At 67.9% G+C, this 21834-nt stretch carries 18 protein-coding genes and 1 other RNA gene; 11 read left to right on the top strand and 8 right to left on the bottom strand.

Going from position 1 to position 21834, the window contains the following annotated elements:
- Positions 1-5 precede the first annotated feature (5 nt).
- Positions 6-372: RNase P RNA component class A (rnpB, locus tag ACQGNJ_RS15330), an RNA gene on the bottom strand.
- An 82-nt stretch (positions 373-454) separates the two neighbouring features.
- Positions 455-1282, bottom strand: a complete 828-nt coding sequence (gene rsmI, locus ACQGNJ_RS15335; RefSeq protein WP_426690119.1) for a 16S rRNA (cytidine(1402)-2'-O)-methyltransferase — start codon at positions 1280-1282, stop codon at positions 455-457.
- A gap of 81 nt (positions 1283-1363) precedes the next feature.
- Here rsmI and ACQGNJ_RS15340 point away from each other — a divergent pair, with 81 nt between their 5' ends.
- From ACQGNJ_RS15340 to ACQGNJ_RS15390, 11 genes are all read left to right on the top strand, one after another.
- Positions 1364-3301, top strand: coding sequence for a penicillin-binding protein activator (locus tag ACQGNJ_RS15340; RefSeq protein WP_426690120.1), 1938 nt, complete (start codon positions 1364-1366; stop codon positions 3299-3301).
- Positions 3301-3657 (top strand): YraN family protein, encoded by a 357-nt coding sequence (locus tag ACQGNJ_RS15345; protein ID WP_426690121.1) that lies wholly within the window; start codon positions 3301-3303, stop codon positions 3655-3657. Before ACQGNJ_RS15340 ends, ACQGNJ_RS15345 begins: the two co-directional genes overlap by 1 nt.
- A gap of 26 nt (positions 3658-3683) precedes the next feature.
- Positions 3684-5054 (top strand): FAD-binding oxidoreductase, encoded by a 1371-nt coding sequence (locus ACQGNJ_RS15350; RefSeq protein WP_426690122.1) that lies wholly within the window; start codon positions 3684-3686, stop codon positions 5052-5054.
- Between the two features lie 90 nt (positions 5055-5144).
- Positions 5145-5729, top strand: a complete 585-nt coding sequence (locus ACQGNJ_RS15355) for a uracil-DNA glycosylase family protein (RefSeq protein ID WP_426690123.1) — start codon at positions 5145-5147, stop codon at positions 5727-5729.
- A 106-nt stretch (positions 5730-5835) separates the two neighbouring features.
- Positions 5836-7116 (top strand): nucleoside permease, encoded by a 1281-nt coding sequence (locus ACQGNJ_RS15360; protein WP_426690124.1) that lies wholly within the window; start codon positions 5836-5838, stop codon positions 7114-7116.
- Between the two features lie 40 nt (positions 7117-7156).
- Positions 7157-8143 carry a tRNA dihydrouridine synthase DusB gene (gene dusB / locus ACQGNJ_RS15365; RefSeq protein ID WP_426690666.1) on the top strand — a complete coding sequence of 329 codons (987 nt, stop codon included), beginning with the start codon at positions 7157-7159 and terminating at the stop codon, positions 8141-8143.
- A gap of 104 nt (positions 8144-8247) precedes the next feature.
- Entirely contained in the window at positions 8248-8811 is a 564-nt protein-coding gene (locus ACQGNJ_RS15370; protein ID WP_426690125.1) for a methyltransferase family protein, read from the top strand.
- A gap of 278 nt (positions 8812-9089) precedes the next feature.
- Positions 9090-10289, top strand: a complete 1200-nt coding sequence (gene metK, locus ACQGNJ_RS15375) for a methionine adenosyltransferase (RefSeq protein WP_426690126.1) — start codon at positions 9090-9092, stop codon at positions 10287-10289.
- A gap of 109 nt (positions 10290-10398) precedes the next feature.
- Entirely contained in the window at positions 10399-12273 is a 1875-nt protein-coding gene (locus ACQGNJ_RS15380) for an ATP-binding cassette domain-containing protein (protein WP_426690127.1), read from the top strand.
- A 151-nt stretch (positions 12274-12424) separates the two neighbouring features.
- A complete protein-coding gene (locus ACQGNJ_RS15385) occupies positions 12425-13054 on the top strand; it encodes a glutathione S-transferase family protein (RefSeq protein ID WP_426690128.1) in 630 nt (209 codons plus the stop codon).
- A 4-nt stretch (positions 13055-13058) separates the two neighbouring features.
- Positions 13059-13334 (top strand): GIY-YIG nuclease family protein, encoded by a 276-nt coding sequence (locus tag ACQGNJ_RS15390; RefSeq protein WP_426690129.1) that lies wholly within the window; start codon positions 13059-13061, stop codon positions 13332-13334.
- 27 nt (positions 13335-13361) lie between these two features.
- Here ACQGNJ_RS15390 and ACQGNJ_RS15395 read toward each other — a convergent pair whose 3' ends face one another.
- The 6 genes from ACQGNJ_RS15395 to ACQGNJ_RS15420 all read right to left on the bottom strand — a co-directional run bounded on the left by ACQGNJ_RS15395 (position 13362) and on the right by ACQGNJ_RS15420 (position 21824).
- On the bottom strand, positions 13362-13859 hold the full coding sequence (locus tag ACQGNJ_RS15395; protein WP_426690130.1) for a TA system VapC family ribonuclease toxin: 498 nt from the start codon (positions 13857-13859) through the stop codon (positions 13362-13364).
- The gene (locus tag ACQGNJ_RS15400; RefSeq protein ID WP_426690131.1) at positions 13847-14086 is read right to left on the bottom strand and encodes a hypothetical protein; all 240 of its coding nucleotides are present in this window, start codon (positions 14084-14086) and stop codon (positions 13847-13849) included. Before ACQGNJ_RS15400 ends, ACQGNJ_RS15395 begins: the two co-directional genes overlap by 13 nt.
- Positions 14087-14187: 101 nt before the next feature.
- Positions 14188-15522, bottom strand: a complete 1335-nt coding sequence (locus tag ACQGNJ_RS15405; RefSeq protein WP_426690132.1) for a sensor histidine kinase — start codon at positions 15520-15522, stop codon at positions 14188-14190.
- On the bottom strand, positions 15512-16912 hold the full coding sequence (locus ACQGNJ_RS15410; RefSeq protein WP_426690133.1) for a sigma-54-dependent transcriptional regulator: 1401 nt from the start codon (positions 16910-16912) through the stop codon (positions 15512-15514). The genes ACQGNJ_RS15405 and ACQGNJ_RS15410 overlap by 11 nt, the downstream gene beginning before the upstream one ends.
- Positions 16913-16968: 56 nt before the next feature.
- Complete coding sequence (locus ACQGNJ_RS15415) at positions 16969-19380, bottom strand: ABC transporter permease (RefSeq protein ID WP_426690134.1); 2412 nt, start codon at positions 19378-19380, stop codon at positions 16969-16971.
- Between the two features lie 2 nt (positions 19381-19382).
- Positions 19383-21824 carry an ADOP family duplicated permease gene (locus tag ACQGNJ_RS15420; protein ID WP_426690135.1) on the bottom strand — a complete coding sequence of 814 codons (2442 nt, stop codon included), beginning with the start codon at positions 21822-21824 and terminating at the stop codon, positions 19383-19385.
- Positions 21825-21834: the final 10 nt, after the last annotated feature.

Here is a 21834-nt window from a genome sequence, read left to right on the forward strand (position 1 = left end):
CGAAGAGGTGGAGTCGGCCTGTAAGCCGGGTTCTGTACGTCTTGCGACGCGACAGTCATTCCTCTCGGCCAGGCGTCGCCGCCTGGCTCCAGCAACCTACCCGGGAACAACGCGGGCCGCGTTATCGTTCCCCTATTTGGTCTTGCTCCGAGTGGGGTTTACCGTGCCGTACGGCGTTAGCCCCGTACGCGGTGCGCTCTTACCGCACCCTTTCACCCTTACCACGCACATCCGAAGATGCCGTTCGGCGGTCTGCTCTCTGTTGCACTGGCCGTCAGCTCACGCTGCCCAGGAGTTACCTGGCACTCTGCCCTGTGGAGCCCGGACTTTCCTCGATGCGCTTGCGCGCGACGCGACTGTCCGGCCGACTCCGTGGACAAGTCTAGTAGGAGCGCACCCTGTGCGCGATGCTTTTCGTCATGTCACGCAAGAGCATCGCGCACAGGGTGCGCTCCTACCCTTCGTACAAGAGTTTGCGTGGCGCGCCACTGATCGCCGCCGCCAGCTTCGCCGCCTTGGCCGGTGGCAGCTCGTCGCGCAGGATGGCGAACACGCGCTGGCCCTCGGCCAGCTTCGCATCCACCTCCTCGCCGCGCCCGGCAACCAGGATCACGTGCTCACCACGCTGCTGGTCCGGGTCAGCCAGCACCTGCGCCGCCAGCTCCGCCAGCGGCTTGTCCAGCACGGTTTCGAACAGCTTGGTCAACTCGCGCGCCAGCACCGCCTCGCGCTCCGCACCGAACACATCGCGCATGTCGGCCAGGCTTTCGGCGACGCGATGCGACGACTCATAGAAAATGAGCGTGCGCGCGTCGCCGGCCAGCTCCTGCAAGCGACTGCGCCGCGCCGCGGCTTTCGGCGGCAGGAAACCCTCGAACACGAAGCGGTCACTGGGCAGGCCGGCCACCGACAGCGCAGCGATCGCCGCACACGCACCCGGCACCGGGATGCAGCGGATGCCGGCTGCACGCGCCGCACGCACCAGCCGGAAACCCGGGTCGCTGATCAAGGGCGTGCCGGCATCGGAGATCAGCGCCACCGAATCGCCGCCCTGCATCCGCCGCACGATCGCCTCGACTGCATCGCGCTCGTTGTGCTCATGCAGCGCGATCAACGGGGTATCTATGTTGTGGTGGACCAGCAAGGGCCGGCTGTGGCGCGTGTCCTCCGCCGCGATCACTGCCACCTCGCGCAAGGTGGCGATGGCACGCGCCGAGAAATCCTCACGGTGACCGATCGGCGTGGCAACCACCCACAGGCAACCTGACTGAACTGATGACATCCGGGAACTCCTGCACCGCGAGGCGACAAACCAATCCGCTATGATCGCGCATTGACGACCATGACGATCAAGGGATTTCCCATGCGCTTCATGCGCCTCTCGCGCGTCGCCGCGACCGCATTGCTGTTTTCGCTGCTGCTGGCCGCCTGCGTGCCGGCCAACGCACCACGCTCGCCGGCGGAACTGGCAGCCGCGCAAAGTGCCGGCGCGCTGGCCGCGCAAGGCCAGTTCGATCAGGCTGCGCAGGCGTGGCTGGCGCTGGCCGGGCAATCGCGCGCGCATGCCGACAGCTATCGTTTGTACGCCGCCGAGGCCTGGCGCGAGGAAGGTCAGCTGGCACTCGCCGCGCCGGTGCTGGCCACCATCAAGCGGCAGAACCTGAGCGGCGACGAACCGGTGCGACTGGACCTGTTGCGCGCCGAGCTGGCGTTGGACCAGCACGATGCCGCGACGGCGCTGCGCCTCACCACGCAACCCAATGTCATGGTGCCCGCTGCATTGCAGCCACGCCTGCTGGAATGGCGTGCCCGTGCGATGGCCGCCAGCGGCGACAACTGGGGCGCCGCGCGTACCCGCGTGCAACTGGACGAACAGCTCAGCGGTTTCGACCATGGCCAGAATCGCCAGCAGATTCTCGCCCTGCTCAACCAGGTCGGCGTGGATGCGCTGAAGCAGCGTGCCGCCGGCCTGCAGCGCGGCGACCGCATGCTGCCGTGGGTGAACGAGGCGCTGACCCGGCTCGGCGTCACCGTGGCGCAGGCCGCGCCCGAACTGCAGCAACCGGTCGGCACCCTGCTGCCCGGTGCCGATGCCAACGTGCGCGAAGGCTACAAGGTACCCACGCAGGTGGCCCTGTTGCTGCCGAGCGACGGCAACTTTGCCGCCGCCAGCACCGCCATCCGCGAAGGCTTCTTCGCCGCCTACCTCGATGCCGGACGCAATCACGCGCCACGTCCATCGATCCGCCTGTACGACACCGCAGGCACCGCCGATGGCGCCGTCAAGGCCTACCAGCAGGCGGTGCGCGACGGCGCGCGACTGGTGGTCGGGCCGCTGACCCGCGCCGAAGTCGCCGCCGTGTTCAGCCAGCCGCAGCTGCCGGTGCCGCTGCTGGCGCTGAATCATCCCGACGACAAGCAATTGCCCGCCGGCGACACCAGCGAGTTCGGCCTGCTGCCCGAGACCGAAGGCGCGCAGGCCGCCGACCACATGATCGAACGCGGCATCCGCAAGGCTTATGCGTTCGTCTCCACCGACGATTTCGCGCAGCGCGCAGGCAGTGCCTTCAAGGCCGAACTGACGGCACGCGGCGGCGAGCTGCTCGGCACCGTCACCCTGCCGCCAGGCGTAAACAGCTATGCCGACGTGATCGCCGGCATGAAACTGCCCACCAGCCCCGCTCCCACCAACCTCGCACCGACCATCGACGCACCGGCCACCAGCGCCAGCAGCACAGCGCCGGAAAGTCCCGTGGTGGTCGACAGCGGCATCTTCATCAGCATGCGTCCGCAACAGGCGCGCGTGCTGCTGCCGCAATTGCACATCGCCCAGGTCAACCTGCCAGTGTTCGGCACCTCGCATGTCTACGAAGGCAGCGACGACCCTGCCGCCAATCGCGACCTCGACGGCCTGGAATTCTGCGACGCACCGTGGTTGTTCGACGCCCAGCCGGGCCTGCCCAGTCGCGACGACATCGCCGCGCGCCTGCCCGCCGCCCGCGGCGGCGCAGCGCGGCTGTTCGCCTTCGGCATGGACGCCTGGAACCTGGTGCCCTACATCGAGTGGATGCGCGCCCATCCGGGCAGCTACCTGCCGGGCGCCAGCGGCCAGCTCGCCGCCGACCAGTTCGGCCGCGTGCGCCGCGTGCTGATCTGGGCGCGCTTCCAGGATGGCCTGGCGCGCCCTCTCGGCGGCAGCCTGCAGATGGACGACATGCCATCGACCGCGCCGCCCGCCAACGCCGAGCCGATGCCGGCGAGTCCGTCGTCCGGCGGAACCTTCCAGCCCGAAACGCGCTGATGCGCGCCGCCGGCGACGACTTCGAACAGCGCGCCTGCGGCGAACTCGAACGCGCCGGCCTGAAGCTGCTGGCGCGCAACTACACCACGCGTCACGGCGAGCTGGACCTGGTGATGCGTGACGGCAGCACCGTGGTCTTCGTCGAGGTGCGCTACCGCAAGAGCGCCAGCCATGGCGACGCCGCCACGTCGGTGACCGCCGCCAAGCAAGGCAAACTGATCCTGGCGGCGCAGCACTGGCTGGCTGCGCACCCGCAACACGCACGTGCGGCCTGCCGCTTCGACGTGGTCAGCTACGACGGGCCGGTCGACGCGCTGGAGCGGCAATGGTTGCGTGGTGCGTTCGAGGCGGGCTGAACCCCACCCGGTGCGATAATCACGGCATGACCCTGCCCGCTTCCCTGCTCGATACCCTGCGCGCGATCTTTCCCGGCGACGCACTGGGCAGCGGTGACGACGCGCTGCGCGCCGCAGCGCGCGACCATTCGCGCCATGTGCATCGGCCCGACGTGGTGGTGTACCCCACCACGCATGCGCAGGTGGAGTCGCTGGTACGCGCCTGCCGCGAACATCGCGTGCCGCTCACCGCGCGCGGCGGCGGCACCAGCTCCACCGGCGCCGCGGTGCCGCTGGCCGGCGGCGTGGTGGCGAATTTCCAGCGGATGGATCGCATCGTGCGCATCGCGCCGGACGATCGCCTGGCGGTGGTCGAGCCGGGCGTCACCAATGAAGCCCTGCAGCTGGCGCTGGCGCCGCACGGATTTTTCTGGGCGCCCGATCCGGGTTCGGCACCATGGTGCACGATAGGCGGCAATCTCGCCTGCAATGCCGGCGGACCGCGCGCGCTGAAGTACGGCGCCACGCGCGACAACGTGCTGGGCCTGCGTGCGGTAGCCGGGACCGGCGCGGGCTTCGTCGCCGGCACGCACACCACCAAGGATTCCACCGGCTACGACCTGACGCGCCTGCTGGTCGGTTCGGAGGGCACGCTGGCACTCATCACCGAGGCCACGCTGAAACTCACGCCGCGGCCGGCCGCCATGCGCTCGCTGCGCGCCACGTATCGCGACACGGCCTGTGCGGTGCAGGCGGTGGCGCGCATCATGGCGCAGCCGGTGACGCCCGCGACGCTGGAGTTCATGGACGCCCTGGCGCTCAAGCTGGCACGCGATCACGTGCCGGATGCCGACGTACCGCAGGCGGGCGCCCTGCTGCTGATCGAGGTCGACGGCACGTCGGAGACCGTGGGCTTCGCGCAGGACGCCGTGGCACGCGCCGCACGCGGCGAAGGCCTGATCGCGCTGGACATCGCAGCGGACGCCGACGAAAACGCCGCGCTGTGGGCCGCGCGCAAGGCGCTCTCGTTCGCCCAGCGTGCGGTGACCGAGCACAAGATCAACGAGGACGTGGTGGTGCCGGTGAGCCGCCTGCCCGAACTGGTCGCCGGCGCGCAGGCGCTGGCCGCCAAGCATGCGGTGCCGCTGGTGTGCTTCGGCCACGCCGGCAACGGCAACCTGCACGTGAACCTGCTGCCGCGCGACATCGACGAGATCGAACGCGGCTATGCGGCGCTGCCCGAACTGTTCGCCCTGGTGATCGCGCTGGGCGGCACGCTCTCGGGCGAACACGGCATCGGCGTGGTGAAGCGCGAGTTCATGCCGCTGGCGCTGGGCGAATCGACCATCGCGCTGATGCGCTCGGTCAAGGCCGCGTTCGATCCGGATGGCATCCTCAATCCCGGCAAGGTGGTTTGAGGGCCGGGATTCGGGATTTGCAGAAGCGCAAGGTGAAAGTCGTTGCAGACGGAAAACGGGAAGAGCACTGACAAAGCAAGGCAGCGCGACATGGACGCCCTGCTGGCGGAGATTCGCTGCGGACACACCTGCGCGATGCAGCAGCCGCCGGGACGGCGGCCGGTGCTGCAGGCGTCGACGCGATCGCGGCTGCTGATCGTCAGCCAGGCGCCGGGGCGCAAGGTGGAGGAAAGCGGCATCCCGTTCGACGACGTCAGCGGCGAGCGTCTGCGCGACTGGCTGCAGATCGACCGCGCCGCGTTCTATGACGCCGAGCGCGTGGCGATCGTGCCGATGGATTTCTGTTTCCCGGGCAAGGGCAGGAGCGGCGACCTGCCGCCGCGACCGGCGTGCGCGGCGATCTGGCATCCACGCCTGTTTTCACTGCTCACCGGGGTGCAATTGACGCTCGCCATCGGGCAGTACGCGCAGGTGGGCATGCTCGGCGAGGCGCGGGACGCCACGCTCACCGATACCGTACGCAACTGGCGCACGCACCTGGCCCGCGGCGTGCTGCCGCTGCCGCACCCGAGCCCGCGCAACCGGCCGTGGGTGATGCACCACCCGTGGTTCGAGACCGATCTGCTGCCGGTGCTGCGCCAGCGCGTGGCCGATGTGCTGGCTCTGCCGGATTGAGCTGCCGCATTGCACCTTGCCGCCCGGCGCCGGCGTCGTCTAACCTGCCCCGCTACAACATCGTGGCCACGGGGCCGACCCCGGCCTTGCAGGGGAACCCTCGTCCATGAGCCTCAAGCTCCGTCTTACCGTACTCAATTTCTTCCAGTACTACATCTGGGGCGCCTGGTTGCTGACCATCGGCACCTGGTGGTTCCAGACCCAGCACTGGTCGGGTACCAGCTTCGGCGCGATCTTCTCGACCATGGGCATCGCCTCGTTGTTCATGCCTTCGCTGGTCGGCATCGTGGCCGACAAGTGGGTCAACGCCGAACGCCTGTACGGCGTGCTGCAGATCGCCGGCGCCGTGGTCCTGTTCTCGATCCCGCACGCGCGCGACCCCGAGCAGATGTTCTGGATGATGCTGTTGAACATGTGCTTCTACATGCCGACCATCTCGCTGGCGATCACGGTGACCTACAACGCGCTCAAGCAGGACGGCCTGGACGTGGTGAACACCTACCCGCCGATCCGGGTGTGGGGCACGATCGGCTTCATCGCCGCGACCTGGACCACCAGCCTGCTCGGCTTCAAGGCCTCGCCCGGGCAGTTCCACGTCGCCGCGGCCGCCTCGCTGCTGCTGGGCCTGTATGCCTTCACCCTGCCCAAGTGCCCGCCGCGGCTGCGCGCCGCCGAAGGCCGCGGCCTCGCCGACCGGCTGGGGCTGACCTCGTTCACGCTGTTCAGGAACCGCAACATGGCGGTGTTCTTCATCTTCGCGATGCTGCTCGGCGCGGCGCTGCAGCTGACCAACGCCTACGGCGACGCGTTCCTCAGCGATTTCGTCAAGGTGCCCGCATACACCAACCTGCTGGCGGTGAAGTACTCCACCATCATCATCTCCATCTCGCAGTTTTCCGAAACCGCGTTCATCCTGACCATCCCGTTCTTCCTCAAGCGCTTCGGCATCAAGGCGGTGATGACGATGAGCATGCTGGCGTGGGTGCTGCGTTTCGGCCTGTTCGCGTTCGGTGACCCCGCCGGCGGGCTGTGGATGATCGTGCTCTCCTGCATCATCTACGGCATGGCGTTCGACTTCTTCAACATCTCCGGCTCGCTGTTCGTGGAAAGCCAGGCCGACCCGAAGATCCGCGCCAGCGCGCAGGGCCTGTTCATGCTGATGACCAACGGCATCGGCGCGGTACTGGGCAGCCTGATCGCCGGCTTCGTGATCGACCACTTCTTCACCAACCACGCGTGCAACGACGCGGCCCTGATCTGCAAGGACTGGCGTGGCATCTGGCTGGCGTTCGCCGGCTACGCGCTGGTGATGGCGCTGCTGTTCGTGCCTCTGTTCAAGCACCGGCACGATCCGCTGGCGGCGCAGCGGGCGGTGCCCGCGCACTGACCAGTGCATGGCCGCAGCCGCGGCCCGCTACAATGTGCCCATGCGTATCGGCTCCTACCTGATCGACCCGCGCGTGGTGCTGGCCCCGATGGCTGGCGTCACCGACAAGCCGTTCCGGCTGCTGTGCAAGCGCTTGGGCGCGGGCCTGGCCGTGTCGGAAATGACCAACGCCGACCCACGGCTGTGGCATACGCGCAAGTCGCTGCAGCGGATGGACCACGTCGGCGAACCCGAGCCGGTCAGCGTGCAGATCGCCGGCTACGACCCGGCGATGCTGGCCGAGGCCGCGCGTTTCAACGTGGCCAACGGCGCGCAGATCATCGACATCAACATGGGCTGTCCGGCCAAGAAAGTGTGCAACGTGTGGTCCGGCTCGGCGCTGCTGCAGGACGAGCCGCTGGTCGCGCGCATCGTGAAGGCGGTAGTCGATGCGGTCGAGGTGCCGGTGACGCTGAAGATCCGCACCGGCTGGGATCGACAGAACCGCAATGCACTGAACATCGCGCGCATCGCCGAGGACAACGGCATCGCCGCGCTCGCCGTGCACGGCCGCACCCGCGCCGACAAATACGAAGGCGATGCCGAGTACGCCACGATCACCGCGGTGAAGGCCGCGGTGCATATCCCGGTGCTGGCCAATGGCGACGTGAACACGCCGCAACAGGCCCGCCACGTGCTCGATGTGACCGGCGCCGATGCGCTGATGATCGGCCGCGGCGCGCAGGGGCGACCGTGGATCTTCCGCGAGATCGCGCACTTCCTGGCTACCGGTGAACTGCTGCCCGAACCGCAACCGGCCGAGGTGGCGCGCATCCTGCTCGGCCACCTCGAACAGCTCTACGCGTTCTACGGTGAGCAGGCCGGCGTGCGCATCGCGCGCAAGCACCTGGGCTGGTACGCGAAGGATCGGCCGGAAAATGCCGCATTCCGCCAGGTGGTCAATCGTGCCGAAACGGCCAGCGAGCAGCTGCGCCTGACCGGCAACTATTTCGAGCTGCTGCAGCAGGACCTGCACCTGGCCGCCTGAGCTGACGACTGCCGGCCTGGTGGCTGCGGGCCGTACGGGACAACGGCATGGCGTTGGCCGGCGGCTTTCTGCATAGTGGCTGCCTTCCCAGCGGACACCGCGCCATGTACCTGCCTGCTCCCGTGGTGATCGGGGTCGCCTTCGGCCTGTCCGAACTGGCGCTGTCGCTGTTGCGCCGTGCCGGCAGCCAGGCGACCAACAAGGATCGACACTCGCTGCCGCTGATCTGGGCCGTCGTGGCCGCGGCGATGCTGGGGGGCGTGGCGCTTGCCTACGCGCTGCCCGGTCTGGCACTGCCCCACGCGCAAGCCTTCTACTTCGCCGGCCTGGTGATCTTCGTGGCCGGACTGGCCCTGCGCTGGTACGCGATCCGCTACCTGGGGCGCTGGTTCACCGTGAACGTGGCGATTGCCGAAGATCAGCCACTGATCCACAGCGGCCCTTACGCATTCATGCGCCACCCGTCCTATACCGGTGCGCTGATGGCCTTTCTGGGGTTTGCGCTGTGCCTGGGCAATGCCGCTTCGCTGGCGCTCGTGGTGGTGGCGACCGTGAGCGTGTTCAGTTGGCGCATCCGGATCGAGGAGGCGGTGCTGGCGCAGGCGTTCGGCCAGCGCTGGAAGGATTACTCGTCGCGAACCCGACGGCTGATTCCGTGGGTCTACTGAAACCGGCGCTCGGCGCCGCCCACCGGCAGCACGCCGCGCGAACCGATCGACCCGTGGTTGCCGCAGCGGGTCCGGGCGCAGCGCGTGAAGAAGGCCTTCGGCGCAGCCGATCGGTGGCGAGCCCACCGGCATTCGCCGGCGTTCAGCCGTCCAAACGGCTGAACGCCGGCCCAACCCCGCTGCCGCTGAAAAGCCGGCAGGCTGCAAAATCCGGGGCGGGGATGTATGATGCCCGACTTCATTTATCTTTCTATCCGCACAAAAGGATATAAACCGCGATGTCCAACTACCTGTTCACCTCCGAATCGGTCTCCGAAGGCCATCCGGACAAGGTCGCCGACCAGATCTCCGACGCCGTCCTCGACGCGATCATCGCGCAGGATCCGGCTGCCCGCGTGGCGTGCGAAACGATGGTCAAGACCGGCGTGGCGATCGTCGCCGGCGAGATCACCACCAATGCGTGGATCGACCTCGAAGCGATCACCCGCAAGGTGATCGTCGACATCGGCTACGACTCCAGCCAGGTCGGCTTCGACGGCGCCACCTGCGGCGTGATCAACCTGATCGGCAAGCAGTCGCCGGACATCAACCAGGGCGTGGATCGCAAGAAGCCCGAAGACCAGGGCGCGGGCGACCAGGGCCTGATGTTCGGCTACGCCACCAACGAAACCAAGACCTTCATGCCGGCGGCGATCCACTTCTCGCATCGCCTGGTCGAGCAGCAGGCCAAGGTGCGCAAGGCGAAGAAGTCGCCGCTGCCGTGGCTGCGCCCGGACGCCAAGAGCCAGGTCACGCTGCGCTACGAGAACGGCATCGCCACCGCGATCGACGCCGTGGTGCTGTCGACCCAGCATGATCCGGGCGTGAAGCAGAAGGACCTGATCGAAGCCGTGCGCGAGTTGATCCTCAAGCCCGTGCTGCCGGCCAAGTGGCTGCACAAGGGCACCAAGTTCCACATCAACCCGACCGGCAAGTTCGAGATCGGCGGCCCGGTGGGCGATTGCGGCCTGACCGGCCGCAAGATCATCGTGGACACCTACGGCGGCTGGGCGCGCCACGGCGGCGGTGCGTTCTCCGGCAAGGATCCGTCCAAGGTCGATCGTTCGGCTGCCTATGCCGCGCGCTACGTGGCCAAGAACATCGTGGCTGCCGGCATCGCCGACCGCTGCGAGGTGCAGGTCAGCTATGCGATCGGCGTGGCGCATCCGACCTCGATCTCGGTGACCACGTTCGGCACCGGCAAGATCAGCGACGAGAAGATCGAGAAGCTGATCCGCAAGCACTTCGACCTGCGCCCGTACGGCATCCTCAAGATGCTCGACCTGATCCACCCGATGTACCAGCAGACCGCCAGCTACGGCCACTTCGGCCGTACCCCGCAGCAGATGAAGGACGCCAACGGCAACACCTTCACCGCCTTCTCGTGGGAGCTGACCGATCGCGCCGAGGCGCTGCGCAAGGACGCCGGGCTGAAGTAAGCCGATCCCGCACGCTGCAAACGAACGGGCCGCCTTGTGCGGCCCGTTTTTTATCGCACGCAGGCATGTCCGTCATGGGTATGACCGCCGCACCAGCTACAATGGGCGGATGTCTCTTATCCAATTGCAAAACGTCGACTTCAGCATCGGCGGCCCCCTCCTGCTCGAACACGTCAATTTGTCGATCGAGCCGAACGAACGTGTCTGCATCGTCGGCCGCAACGGCGAAGGCAAATCCACCCTGATGAAGCTGATTGCCGGGGAGCTGCATGCCGATGACGGCGAGGTGCGCGTGCAGAACGGCATCGTGGTGGCGCGCATGGCGCAGGAAGTGCCGCAAGGCACCGAGGGCAGCGTGTTCGACGTGGTCGCCGACGGGCTGGGTGACCTGGGTCACCTGCTGGCGCGCTATCACCACCTGCTCAACGAGCTGCACACGCCTGCCGACTTCGAGGCGCTGGGCGACGTGCAGCACCAGATCGAAGCCCAGCATGGCTGGGACCTGGACCGCCGCGTCAGCGACGTGCTGAGCCAATTGGAACTGCCCGGCGAAACCGACTTCGCCGCCCTGTCCGGCGGCATGAAGCGGCGCGTGCTGCTGGCCCAGGCGCTGGTGCGCAAGCCCGACGTGCTGCTGCTGGACGAGCCGACCAACCACCTCGACATCGAGGCGATCGGCTGGCTGGAAAGCTTCCTCAAGCAGTTCGCCGGCAGCATCATCTTCGTCACCCATGACCGCAGCTTCCTGCGCGCGCTGGCCACGCGCATCGTCGAGATCGATCGCGGCGCGCTGACCGACTGGCCCGGCGATTACGACAACTACCTGCGCCGCCGCGAGGAGCGCCTGCACGCCGAGTCGCAGGCCAACGCGCTGTTCGACAAGAAGCTGGCGCAGGAAGAGGTGTGGATTCGCCAGGGCATCAAGGCCCGGCGCACCCGCAACGAAGGCCGCGTGCGTGCGTTGAAGGCGCTGCGCAACGAGCGCGCCGAGCGGCGCAACCTGGGTGGCAACGTGCGGATGACCGCGGCCAACGCGCAGTCCTCGGGCAAGAAGGTGATCGACCTCAAGCACGTGCACCAGGCCTACGATGGCCGCGTGCTGATCGAGGATCTGTCCACCACGATCATGCGCGGCGACCGCATCGGCATCATCGGCCCGAACGGCGCCGGCAAGAGCACCCTGCTGAAGATCATGCTGGGTGAATTGCAGCCGCTGCGCGGCACCGCCGAGCTGGGCACCGGCATACAGATCGCCTACTTCGACCAGCACCGCCTGCAGCTCAACGACAAGTTGAACGCGCTGGACAACGTGGCCGAAGGCCGCGAGTTCATCGAGCTCAATGGCGAGCGCAAGCACATCATCGGCTACCTGCAGGACTTCCTGTTCTCGCCGGAACGCGCGCGCGCGCCGATCACCCGCCTCTCCGGTGGCGAGCGCAACCGCCTGCTGCTGGCCAAGCTGTTCGCCCAGCCGTCCAACCTGCTGGTGATGGATGAACCGACCAACGACCTGGACGTGGAAACGCTGGAGCTGTTGGAGGAACTGCTGACCGACTACCAGGGCACCTTGCTGCTGGTGTCGCATGACCGCGCCTTCCTCGACAACGTGGTGTCCAGCACCCTGGTGCTGGAAGGCGAAGGGCAGATCGGCGAATACGTCGGTGGCTATACCGACTGGCTGCGCCAGCGCCCTGCCCCGCGCAGCGCGCCAACCGCCGGCAAGAGCGCGGCCGCCGCGCCGGCCGTGCCGGTACCCGCCGCAGCCAAGGTCAAGCGCAGCTTCAAGGAACAGCGTGAGCTGGAGCTGCTGCCGAAGCGGATCGAGCAGCTGGAAACCGAGATCGCCGCCCACGGCCAGGCGATGAACGATCCCGCGTTCTTCAAGCGGGACGCCGCCACCATCACCCGCGCCAACGAAGCCGTCGCCGCGTTGCAGGCCGAGCTGGATGCCGCGTATGCGCGCTGGAGCGAACTGGACGGCTGAGCGAAGCGGGAGTGAGTGGAGAGGAGTGAGAAGTGAGTGCAGAGCAGAGACCTCGCGCGCCGTGCCTTCCCTCCTTTCTCACTCCTCTCCACTCGCTTTTCGCCCTTCCTCCCGGCGTATCATTTGCGGATTACCTCTGCGGATGATCGCCATGTACACGCTCTACTACGCCCCCGGTTCGGCCAGCATGCTGGTGCATCTGGCCTTGCTTGAAATCGGCGCGCCGCACACGCTGGAGCGGATCGACATCGAGGCGGGCCAGCAGCGCAGCGCGGCCTATCTGGCGATCAACCCGAACGGCGTGGTGCCGACCCTGGTGATCGACGGCGTACCGCATGGCGAAGCGGCGGCACTGGCGATGCTGCTGGTCGAGCGACACCCCGAGCCCGCCCTGGCGCCCGCCCCCGGCAGCAGCCGACGCGCCGATTACCTGCAATGGATGTTCTACCTGGCCAACAATCTGCAACCGTTGTTTCGCCAATGGTTCTATCCCGGCGACCATTTGCCGGAAGCCGCCGACACGATCAAGCAGGCCGCCCGCATCGGCATCGAGAAGTGCTGGTCGCACGTCGATGCGCAGCTGGCGGCGCACGGACCGTACATGCTCGGCGACAGTTTCAGCGTGGTCGACCTGTACGCGCTGATGCTGATGCGCTGGTCGCGCAACATGCCGCGGCCGGCCACCGAATGGCCACACCTGGCAGCACTGGCCACGCGGTTGAAATCTCGTCCTTCGTGGAAGCAGGTATGCGAGGGCGAAGGCCTGATCGAGTGGGCCTGAGCGCATGAGCGATGCGCCCGACGGCGACGCCTGGGCCGTCTACCTGCTCGAATGCACCGACGGCCGCGTCTACACCGGCATCGCGCGTGACCCCGAACAACGCTACGCGAAACACCTCGCCGGCAAGGGCGCGCGCTTCACCCGCTCCAATCCACCGAAGCAACTGCTGGGCTGGGTCTGGGTCGCCGACCACGGCACCGCCTTGCGCCTGGAAATTGCGTGGAAGAAGTTGCCGCGCCATGAGCGCATCGCCGCCCTGCACGCAAGCATCAAACTGTAGGAGCGCTCCTGCCACCCGCGCCCGGCATCACTCGATGACGTACTTTGCCGCTTCGCCGCCGCGCACTGCGCCGGTCACCAGCCGCTTGTCGAAGGTGGCCAACCGGGCACCGTGCTTCACGGCCAGCGCCAGCAGATAGCTGTCGGTGACCTGGCCGGACTGCAGCAGGCGATCCCGGTCGACCAGCGGGGAATCCAGCAGGCTGAGGTCAGCCGACCAGAAGACATGCCCCGGCTGCTGGCACAGCTCCGTCAGCAGTTCCGCCGCCTGTGCGGTTGAAGCCACCGCGTTGGCGTAGCGCGGATGCGACATGATGCGCAGTGCGCCATTCTGGGTCAGGTTGCAACTGGCCCATGATGCGCGCGCGGTGGCAAACCATGCGTGTGCAACTGCGTGTTGCGGATGGATCGGGTCGAGCAGGGCGAGCAACACATTGACGTCCAGCAGCCAGGTCGTCTCAGGCTCGGAACAGGAACCGCGAGACTCACCTACCGCCGGCCTGGCCTTGCGCCTCACGGTGACCACGGCGTGTCGTCGCGCAGCGCATTGATCTGTTCGAGCGTCATCGGCTTGGCCCCCGGACGTACCGGCATCAGGCGAATCCCGTTGCGGTATTGCGGCGCCGATGCGGGAGGTACCAACCCCTTGCGCGCCAATTCCGAAACGACCTCGCCCAGCGTCTTGTTCTGCTGCTGGGCCAGAGCACGCGCCGCCGCCAGCACGTCTTCATCGAGCTTGAGGGTGGTGCGCATGATGATGATGTTCCTTGACGCGTCGGTAACATCAAGCATCACGCATCACACATCTCAGGTCAAGACGATCCCCTGGAAGCGAGGCGCACAGCCATCCGCACTTACGGTAGCGGCAGCCACAAGGTGGCCAGCACACCACGGGCGTCATCGCGGGCGCCCAGGCTGACACCGCCCTCGTGCGCTTCGGCGATCTGCCGGACCAGGGCCAGGCCGATGCCGGAGCCGCCAGGCTTGGTGGTGAAGAACGGCACGAACAGGTTGTCGCTGCCGGGCAGGCCGGGGCCGTCGTCGAGAACCTCCACCAGCGCGCGTTCGCCTTCTTCGCGCCAGCGCATGCGCACCTGGCCGCCGCCGGACAGGCTGGCTTCGACCGCGTTGCGCAGCAGGTTGATCAGCGCCTGCTCGATCTGGTCGGGGTCGGCCTGCACCGGCAGCGGCACGCCCTCGTCCAGTTGCACGGCCAGACGTTGTTCCAGTCGCGCCACCGCGGCCACCCGTTCGGCCAGATCGATCAGGCGCTTTTGCGGCGGCGGCAGCGCCGCGAGCTTGCTGTAGCCGGCCAGGAAGCGGCCGAGCGATTCGGCGCGGTTGCCGATCACCTGCAAGCCGCCGCGGGTGTCCTCGCGCCAGTCCTCGGCCAGCGGCTCGCGCGCGACCACGGTGGCCAGCGTGCCGGCCAGCGAATGGATCGAGGCCAGCGAGTTGTTGACCTCGTGGCCAAGCACGCGCAGCAGCCGCTGCCAGGCCTGGCGCTCTTCTTCGCGCAGCACGCGTCCCACATCGTTGATGACCAGCAGCTGGCCTTGCCGCCCTTCGTTGCGCAGCGGCGCGTGGCGGATCTCGAAGCGCCCGCTGCGCGTGGCAAACACCTGCCGGACGACCTGCTCGCGCGGACCGGCCAGCAGCGCATCGAGTGCCAGCTCGTCGGCGCGTCGACCAAGCAGCGCCTGGCGATCGTCGCCCAACAGGCGCTGCGCGGCCGGGTTGAGCAGGCGCAAACGGGTCTCGTGATCGAACACCAGCACCGCGCTGTCCAGCGCATCGAGGGTCTTGCCGAGCAGGCGCGCGGAATCCTCGAATTGCAGGCGCTCCTGCTGCAGGCGATCGGCCAGCGCATTGACGTCATAGATCGCGCCGCCGAGCACACCGCCTGCCACCCCGCGCAGGCTGTAGTCGCCCTCGCGCAGCGCCTCCAGCAGGCCGGCCAGGGTGTACAGCGGATACGTCACGCGACGCTGCTGCCAGCGCGCGATCAGCGCGGTGGCCAGCAACACCATCAGCGCCAGCAACCAGCACGGCGCGCGCTCCGGCACGCCGAGGATCAACAAGACGGCTACGGCGACCAGGGCCGGCAAGGCCACCAGCCAGCTGCCCAGCAGCACGCGCCGCTCGAACGCGGGCAGCCGGTTGCCGCGGCGGCCGGCGTCAGTCGGCATCGTCGGACGAAGGATCGCGCAGGCCGTGCTTCTCCATGCGCCGGTACAGCGTCTGGCGGGTCACGCCCAGCGCATCGGCGGCATGCTGCAGGTTGTTGCCGTGGCGCTCCAGCGCACGTCGCACCAGATGCGCTTCGGCCTGCTCGATGGTCATGTCGTCCAGCCCCGCCGTCGCGTCGCCGACACTCGGCCCGGGGCCGAATGCCAGCGCCGAATCGCTGACCAGGTCGTGCTCGGCCAGCAGCGCGGCGCGCTCCATCAGGTGGCCCAGTTCGCGCACGTTGCCGGGCCAGCGCCATGCCAGCAGTGCGCGTTCGGCCGAGGGCGCCAGGCTCAACCCGTGGCGGCCATAGCGCGCGGCACTGCGTTCGAGAAAGCTGCGCGCCAGCGGCAGGATGTCGTCGCGGCGTTCGCGCAATGGCGGCAGGCGGATCTCCAGCGTGTTGAGGCGATACAGCAGGTCCTTGCGAAAGCGCCCTGCCTCGACCTCGACGGCCAGATCGGCATTGGTGGCCGAGACCAGCCGCACGTCCGCACTCTGCGTGCGCGAGGAGCCGAGCCGCTCGAACTCGCCGTCCTCCAGCACGCGCAGCAATTTCGGTTGCTGCGAGATCGGCACGTTGCCGACCTCGTCAAGGAACAGCGTGCCGCCGTCGGCCAGCTCGTAGCGACCGATGCGCTCGCCCTTCGCATCGGTGTACGCGCCGCGCACGTGGCCGAACATCTCCGACTCGAACACGTTCTCGGCGATGCCGCCCATGTTGACCTTGACCAGCGCCTTCGCGGCGCGTCGCGATTGCGCATGCAGCGCCTGCGCGATCACGCCCTTGCCGGTGCCGTTCTCGCCCAGCACCAGCACGTTGGCATCGCTGGGCGCCACCCGCGCGACCAGCTCCAGCACCCGCCGCATCGCCGGCGATTCGGCGATCAGGGTTTCGCTACCGCCACGCAGCAACGCGTTCTCCGCTTCCAGCCGGCGCTGCCGGCGCGCGCTCTCGCCCAGCGCGCTCTGCGTGCGCACGATGCTCAGCACGCGCGCGTTGTCCCACGGCTTCTCGACGAAATCGCCGGCGCCGCGACGCAGCGCGTCCACCACCAGCGGCACGTTGCCCCACGCGGTCATCACCACCACCGGCAACTCCGGCGCGTGCTGGCGCAAGGCGTCCAGCAAGGCCAGGCCTTCGGCGCCCGAGGTAGTGTCGCGGGTGTAGTTGAGGTCGATCAGCGCGCAACCGAAATCGCGCTGGCGCGCTGCCTCCAGTGCCGCCGCGGGGCCGTCCGCGCCCACGCTGGCGATCCCCTCGGACTTCAGCAGCAGGCGCAGTGCCTCGCGCACATCGGCCTGGTCGTCGACCAGCAAGACTGTGGAACAAGGTGTCGATCGCGCCATGGGGCTGGAAGCTTCCTGCAAGAGGGGTTGAATGGACGGTACCGATTTCGGTGGCCTCACTCGTAACGCAAGGCTACCAGCGGATCCACCCGCAACGCGCGGATCAACGGCAGCAAACCCGCCAGCAGGGTAATCATCACCACCACCAGCACCACCGGCACGAACACCGCCATGTCGTGCGCCTGGGTGTGCAGGCCGGAATCTGCCAACAGACCCGACCACGGCCATGCCAGCAGCAAGCCCACGCCAAGACCCAGGCCGAGTTGCCAGATCAGCTGCCGTCCCACCGTGCGCACGATCGCCGCGGAATCGGCACCGATCGCGCGGCGAATGCCGATCTCGCGCGTGCGCTGCGCCACCGAGAACGCCAGCACACCGTACAGGCCTGCCGCCGCCAGCAGCAGCGCCACCAGGCCGAGCGCACCGAACACCTCGGTCAGCACCACCAGATGCACGCGCCCGGCAGTGATCGCAGTCGTCTGACTGCGTGGCGCATACACCACAGCCTGCGCATCCACGCCATGCACGATCGCGTTGAGCCGTGCCGCAAACGCCATCGGATCGCCATGCGTGCGCAGCGCCAGACCTACACTGGCCAGCGGCGAAGATCCCGCCGACTGCGGCAGCGGCATCAGCAAGCCCGGCAATGACTTCTCCAACTCGTTGTCCATTTGCAGCGGCTCGATCACGCCGATCACGGTCCTCGTGCTGGCCCAGGACTGACCGGGATACAACACCAACCGCTGCCCGACGGCATCGCGCCCAGGCCATAGCGCCTGCGCGGTTTTCCGATCGATCACGGTTACCGGCAGGCTGTCGGCGCGATCGCGCGCATCGAAGAAGCGCCCCTCGACCAGGTGCACGCCATATGCGCCGAGGAAATGATCGTCGACAATACCCATCTGCGCCCATGGCCAACCGGTCGCCGGGCGTGCCTGGCCCAGTGCGGAAACCGTCTCGTGGCTACCCAGCTGCGCGCCGGGCACCGTATTGGCTGCCGTCACGTCGAGCACGTTGCCGTCGGCTTGCAACTGTTCGGTCACGCTGGCAAAGAAGCGCAAGCGCTGCTTGTCGTCGGCATAGGCCCTGGTCGGCAACGCGACTTGCGCAGTCAGCACATGGCTGGCATCGGCACCGCCGGCCAGCGGGGTCGTGAACAGCTGATCCAATGAGCGGATGAAGGTACCTGCGCCGACCAGCAGCACCACGGTGAGCATGATCTCCAGCACCACGAGCGTCTTTGCCACCCGTGCGAACGCGCCACCGGAGCCCTTGCTGCCCTCGCGCAACGCGCTGGACATGCCGGCATGCGAGGCGCGCCATGCCGGAATCAACCCGGTCAGTGCGGTGGTGAGCAGCGCGACGACGACAGCGAAGATCAGCACGCTGCCGTCGATGCCGAGGTGTTGCAGCTTGCTGGCCGAGCGACCCACTCCCAGATATTCCCCCACGATCCAGCGCTTGCCGAAATGCACCATCGGCAACGCCACCATGAAAGCCATCGCCCCCAGCAACATACTCTCCGCCAGCACACCGGCCATCAAGCGCCCGCGGCTGCAGCCCAGGGCACTGCGCAGGGCCAGCTCGCGACGACGATTCAAGGTTTGCACCAACTGCAGGTTGGCCACATTGACGCAGGCGAGCAGCAGTACCAGGGCACCGGCCGCAAACATCAGCCACACCCAGTGACGCACGTCCTCGGGCACGAATTGCACACCCAGCGGCTTGACCGTCATGCGCATTTGCATATCGGCGACTGGCGCGCCATGACGCAGGCTGGCATTCAGTGCGTCCAGTTGCTGGCGTACTTCGGTCAGGCTGACGCCAGGCGTGAGCCGAGCCACCATGGCCACATCCTCGTGCTCGCCGGCGCGCAACGGCAGCGGCATCCACAGCTGGCTGGCATAGGGAAAATCGAACTCCTTCGGCATGACGCCGACCACCGTGGCCCAGTCGCCGTTCACCCTCACCGCGCGACCCAGCACGCCCGGATCGGCATGGAAATCATGCCGCCACAAGGTTTCGCCCAGCAGCACCACCGCTGCCGCACCCGGCCGATCGTCGGCCGCACTGAACGCGCGCCCGAGTATCGGGTGGACGTCAAGCATGCTCATCATCGACGCCGTCCAGCGCGTGCCGTCGTAGCGAGCCGGGCCATTGCCCCGGTCCAGGCTGATGCCCACGGGCACATACGCGCCGTCGACCGCCGCGCCTTGCAAGCGCCCATGCCGTTGCAGGTAGTCGTCACTGTCGACGTCGTAGATGCCCATGCCGTTGTCGCGGGTCGGTCCGATCGCCATCAGCTGATCGGCCGCCGCCGGCAGCGGATGCACGATCAGCGTATCGATCATGCCGAACAGGAACAACAGCACACCCAGCCCCACGCCAAGCACGCCGGCCGACAGCGCGGTGTAGCCGGGCCGCTTCACCAGTCGCCGCCAGGCATGGCGGAATTCACGAACGATCATGACTATTCTCCGCGCAACGCGCGCATGGGATGGGTTCGACCGGCGCGCAACGCCGGCAACAGGCAGGCCAGCAGGCCCGCAGCGGCGAGCACCGCGCAGACGCCCAGCATCACCATCGGATCGAAAGCATTGCTGCGACCGAGCAGGGTCATCAGCAGCGCGGCCACCGCATGCGCCGCACCCAGCGCGACCGCCACGCCGATCGCCAGTCCCGCCACGATCTGGAACAAACCGCCGCGCAACACCAGGCCAAGCAAGCGCCGCGGTGCGGCGCCCAGCGCGCTGCGCACGCCGAACTCGCGCTCGCGCGCGGCGACCGCCACCGCCATCACCGCATACAGGCCGGCCGCCGCCAGCAGCAGTGCGAGCGCGGCGAACAGGCCGATCAGCCACAGGCTGAGCCGGGCGTTCTGCGTGGTCTGGCGGACGATGCCGCGCATGTCGCGCAGGTTCGCGATGGGCTGCTGCGGCGCCACTTCCGTCAACGCCTCGCGCACGCCGGTCTGCCAGTCCAGCGGGTTGCCGTGGCCGAGCAAGGCGAAGCGCAGCGGCTCCATCTCGCGGATGATCGTCATCGATGGCTCAGGCATCTGCGCCAGCGGTATGTACAGCACCGGCTGCAAGGGCTGCAGCGGCCCGCGCTGCCAGGTGGCACCCACCACCCCGACGATGCGCAGCGACCATGCGCCGCCACCCTCACGAGGCACGTCGATCATCTTGCCCACCGCGTGACCACCGTAATACGTGTCCGCCAGATCCTGGCTGACAAGGACGACCCGTTCGCTGCCGGCCGTGTCGGCGGGCTTGAAGTCGCGCCCTTCACGCAGGGGGATGGAGAACAGCTTGAGGAAGCCCGGGCCGATACCGTGGTACTGCGCCACGAACTCCTTGCCGTCCGGCGTACGCGGGTTGGTCTGCAGTTGCCCGTACAGGTCGTTGCTGGCCGGCAGGTTGGTGGTCACCGCAGCATCGGTGACACCGGGTATCGCCAACAGCCGCTGCACCAGCCGCTGCGACAGGACATTTATCGCGGCCACGTCCGGATAATCGGCCTTCACCGGCGCCAGTTCGAACGTGAGCACGTGGTCGTCGGCAAAGCCCAGCCGCAGTTGCGAGGCGTCGTAGAGCCCGCGCATGAACACGCCGGCCGCGCACAGCAGTACTGCCGCCAGCGCGACCTGCGCCACCACCAGCAGGCGGCCCAGCCGGCCGCTGTGCAGGCCGATGCCGCTGCGGCCACCCTCGCGCAATTCGTCCACCGAGGTCGCGCTGCGGCTGCGCCACAGCGCCAGTACCGCGGCCAGCAGCGCGCCCAGCAGGCCCACGCCGAACGCCGACGCCCAGGCCGCCGCACCGATGTGCAACTGGCCGCCCCACAGCCATTCGGCGGGAATGAAGCCTTGCAGCAAGGCCAGCCCAAGCACGGCAAACGCCATGCCCAGCAAGGCACCGACGCCGCCCACCAGCAGGCCTTCGCCCAGCGCCGGCAGCATCAGGCGCGGCAACGATGCGCCCAATGCGCTGCGCACCGCGGCATCGTGGTTACGCGACAGCGCACGCAGCAACATCAGGTTGGTCAGGTTGACCAGCGCGATCAACAGCACCAGCAGCGCACTGGCCAGGAACAGCAGCAGCATCGGCCGCGCATCCTGCTGCACGGTCGAGGCCAGGCCTTCGGCACCGAAGCGCGGCTTCTGCCAGTTGCCGCCCATGGCCATGTCGCGGTACATCGCACGCTCGCGTGCATCGACCTGGGCCGACACCGCGGTGAGGTCGGCGCCCGGCGCCAGCCGCGCGATCGCCACGGTGCCGTTGTGGTTGTAGTCGCGGCTCGCTGGCGGCAGCGCCGTCGGCAGCACCACGTCGCCGGCGCCGAGCACGGTGTTGAATCCGGCCGGCAGCACGCCGACGATGGTGCGCGGCACGCCTTCGACGCGAAGGCTGCGACCGATCACATGGATGTCGCCGGCATAGCTGCGCTGCCAGAAGCCGTGCCCGAGGATGACGACGGCCGGGCCGTTCGGGCGATCTTCCTGCACATCGAAGTTGCGTCCCAGCACCGGCTGCAGGCCCAGCGTGGGCAGCATGTTGCGATCGATGTAGATCACCGGCACCTGCGCCGGCGCGCCCGCGCCGGCGACGTTCACCGTCGAGCCGGGGCGCTCCAGTCCCAGTGACGTCACGCCGTCGAGCTTGTCCAGGTACTGGTATTCGTGCGGCGAGATGCCGCCGGGATGACCGTTGTCGTGCAACTGGCCGAACACCACCAGTTGCGCCGGCTGCGGCACCGGCAGCGGCCGCCACAAGGTGTTTGCGATCAAGGTGGCCACCGCCACGCTGGCGCCGATGCCCAGCGCCAGCACGCCGGTCGCCAGCAACAGGAAGCCCGGGCGGCGCAGGCTGGCGCGCCAGGCGCGCCAGATTTCACTGAGCCAGATGTTCATGGGAAAACCT

The organism is Rhodanobacter ginsengiterrae, from assembly GCF_050026815.1.
GTDB lineage: Bacteria > Pseudomonadota > Gammaproteobacteria > Xanthomonadales > Rhodanobacteraceae > Rhodanobacter > Rhodanobacter ginsengiterrae.

Coding starts and splice junctions, on each gene's coding strand:
- ACQGNJ_RS15405 (WP_426690132.1), bottom strand. CDS start 15,522: ATGCCGACTGACGCCGGCCGCCGCGGCAACCGGCTGCCCGCGTTCGAG.
- ACQGNJ_RS15370 (WP_426690125.1), top strand. CDS start 8,248: ATGTACCTGCCTGCTCCCGTGGTGATCGGGGTCGCCTTCGGCCTGTCC.
- ACQGNJ_RS15400 (WP_426690131.1), bottom strand. CDS start 14,086: ATGCGCACCACCCTCAAGCTCGATGAAGACGTGCTGGCGGCGGCGCGT.
- ACQGNJ_RS15360 (WP_426690124.1), top strand. CDS start 5,836: ATGAGCCTCAAGCTCCGTCTTACCGTACTCAATTTCTTCCAGTACTAC.
- ACQGNJ_RS15345 (WP_426690121.1), top strand. CDS start 3,301: ATGCGCGCCGCCGGCGACGACTTCGAACAGCGCGCCTGCGGCGAACTC.
- ACQGNJ_RS15385 (WP_426690128.1), top strand. CDS start 12,425: ATGTACACGCTCTACTACGCCCCCGGTTCGGCCAGCATGCTGGTGCAT.
- ACQGNJ_RS15410 (WP_426690133.1), bottom strand. CDS start 16,912: ATGGCGCGATCGACACCTTGTTCCACAGTCTTGCTGGTCGACGACCAG.
- ACQGNJ_RS15420 (WP_426690135.1), bottom strand. CDS start 21,824: ATGAACATCTGGCTCAGTGAAATCTGGCGCGCCTGGCGCGCCAGCCTG.
- ACQGNJ_RS15390 (WP_426690129.1), top strand. CDS start 13,059: ATGAGCGATGCGCCCGACGGCGACGCCTGGGCCGTCTACCTGCTCGAA.
- metK (WP_426690126.1), top strand. CDS start 9,090: ATGTCCAACTACCTGTTCACCTCCGAATCGGTCTCCGAAGGCCATCCG.
- ACQGNJ_RS15380 (WP_426690127.1), top strand. CDS start 10,399: ATGTCTCTTATCCAATTGCAAAACGTCGACTTCAGCATCGGCGGCCCC.
- ACQGNJ_RS15340 (WP_426690120.1), top strand. CDS start 1,364: ATGCGCTTCATGCGCCTCTCGCGCGTCGCCGCGACCGCATTGCTGTTT.
- ACQGNJ_RS15355 (WP_426690123.1), top strand. CDS start 5,145: ATGGACGCCCTGCTGGCGGAGATTCGCTGCGGACACACCTGCGCGATG.
- ACQGNJ_RS15415 (WP_426690134.1), bottom strand. CDS start 19,380: ATGATCGTTCGTGAATTCCGCCATGCCTGGCGGCGACTGGTGAAGCGG.
- rsmI (WP_426690119.1), bottom strand. CDS start 1,282: ATGTCATCAGTTCAGTCAGGTTGCCTGTGGGTGGTTGCCACGCCGATC.
- ACQGNJ_RS15350 (WP_426690122.1), top strand. CDS start 3,684: ATGACCCTGCCCGCTTCCCTGCTCGATACCCTGCGCGCGATCTTTCCC.
- dusB (WP_426690666.1), top strand. CDS start 7,157: ATGCGTATCGGCTCCTACCTGATCGACCCGCGCGTGGTGCTGGCCCCG.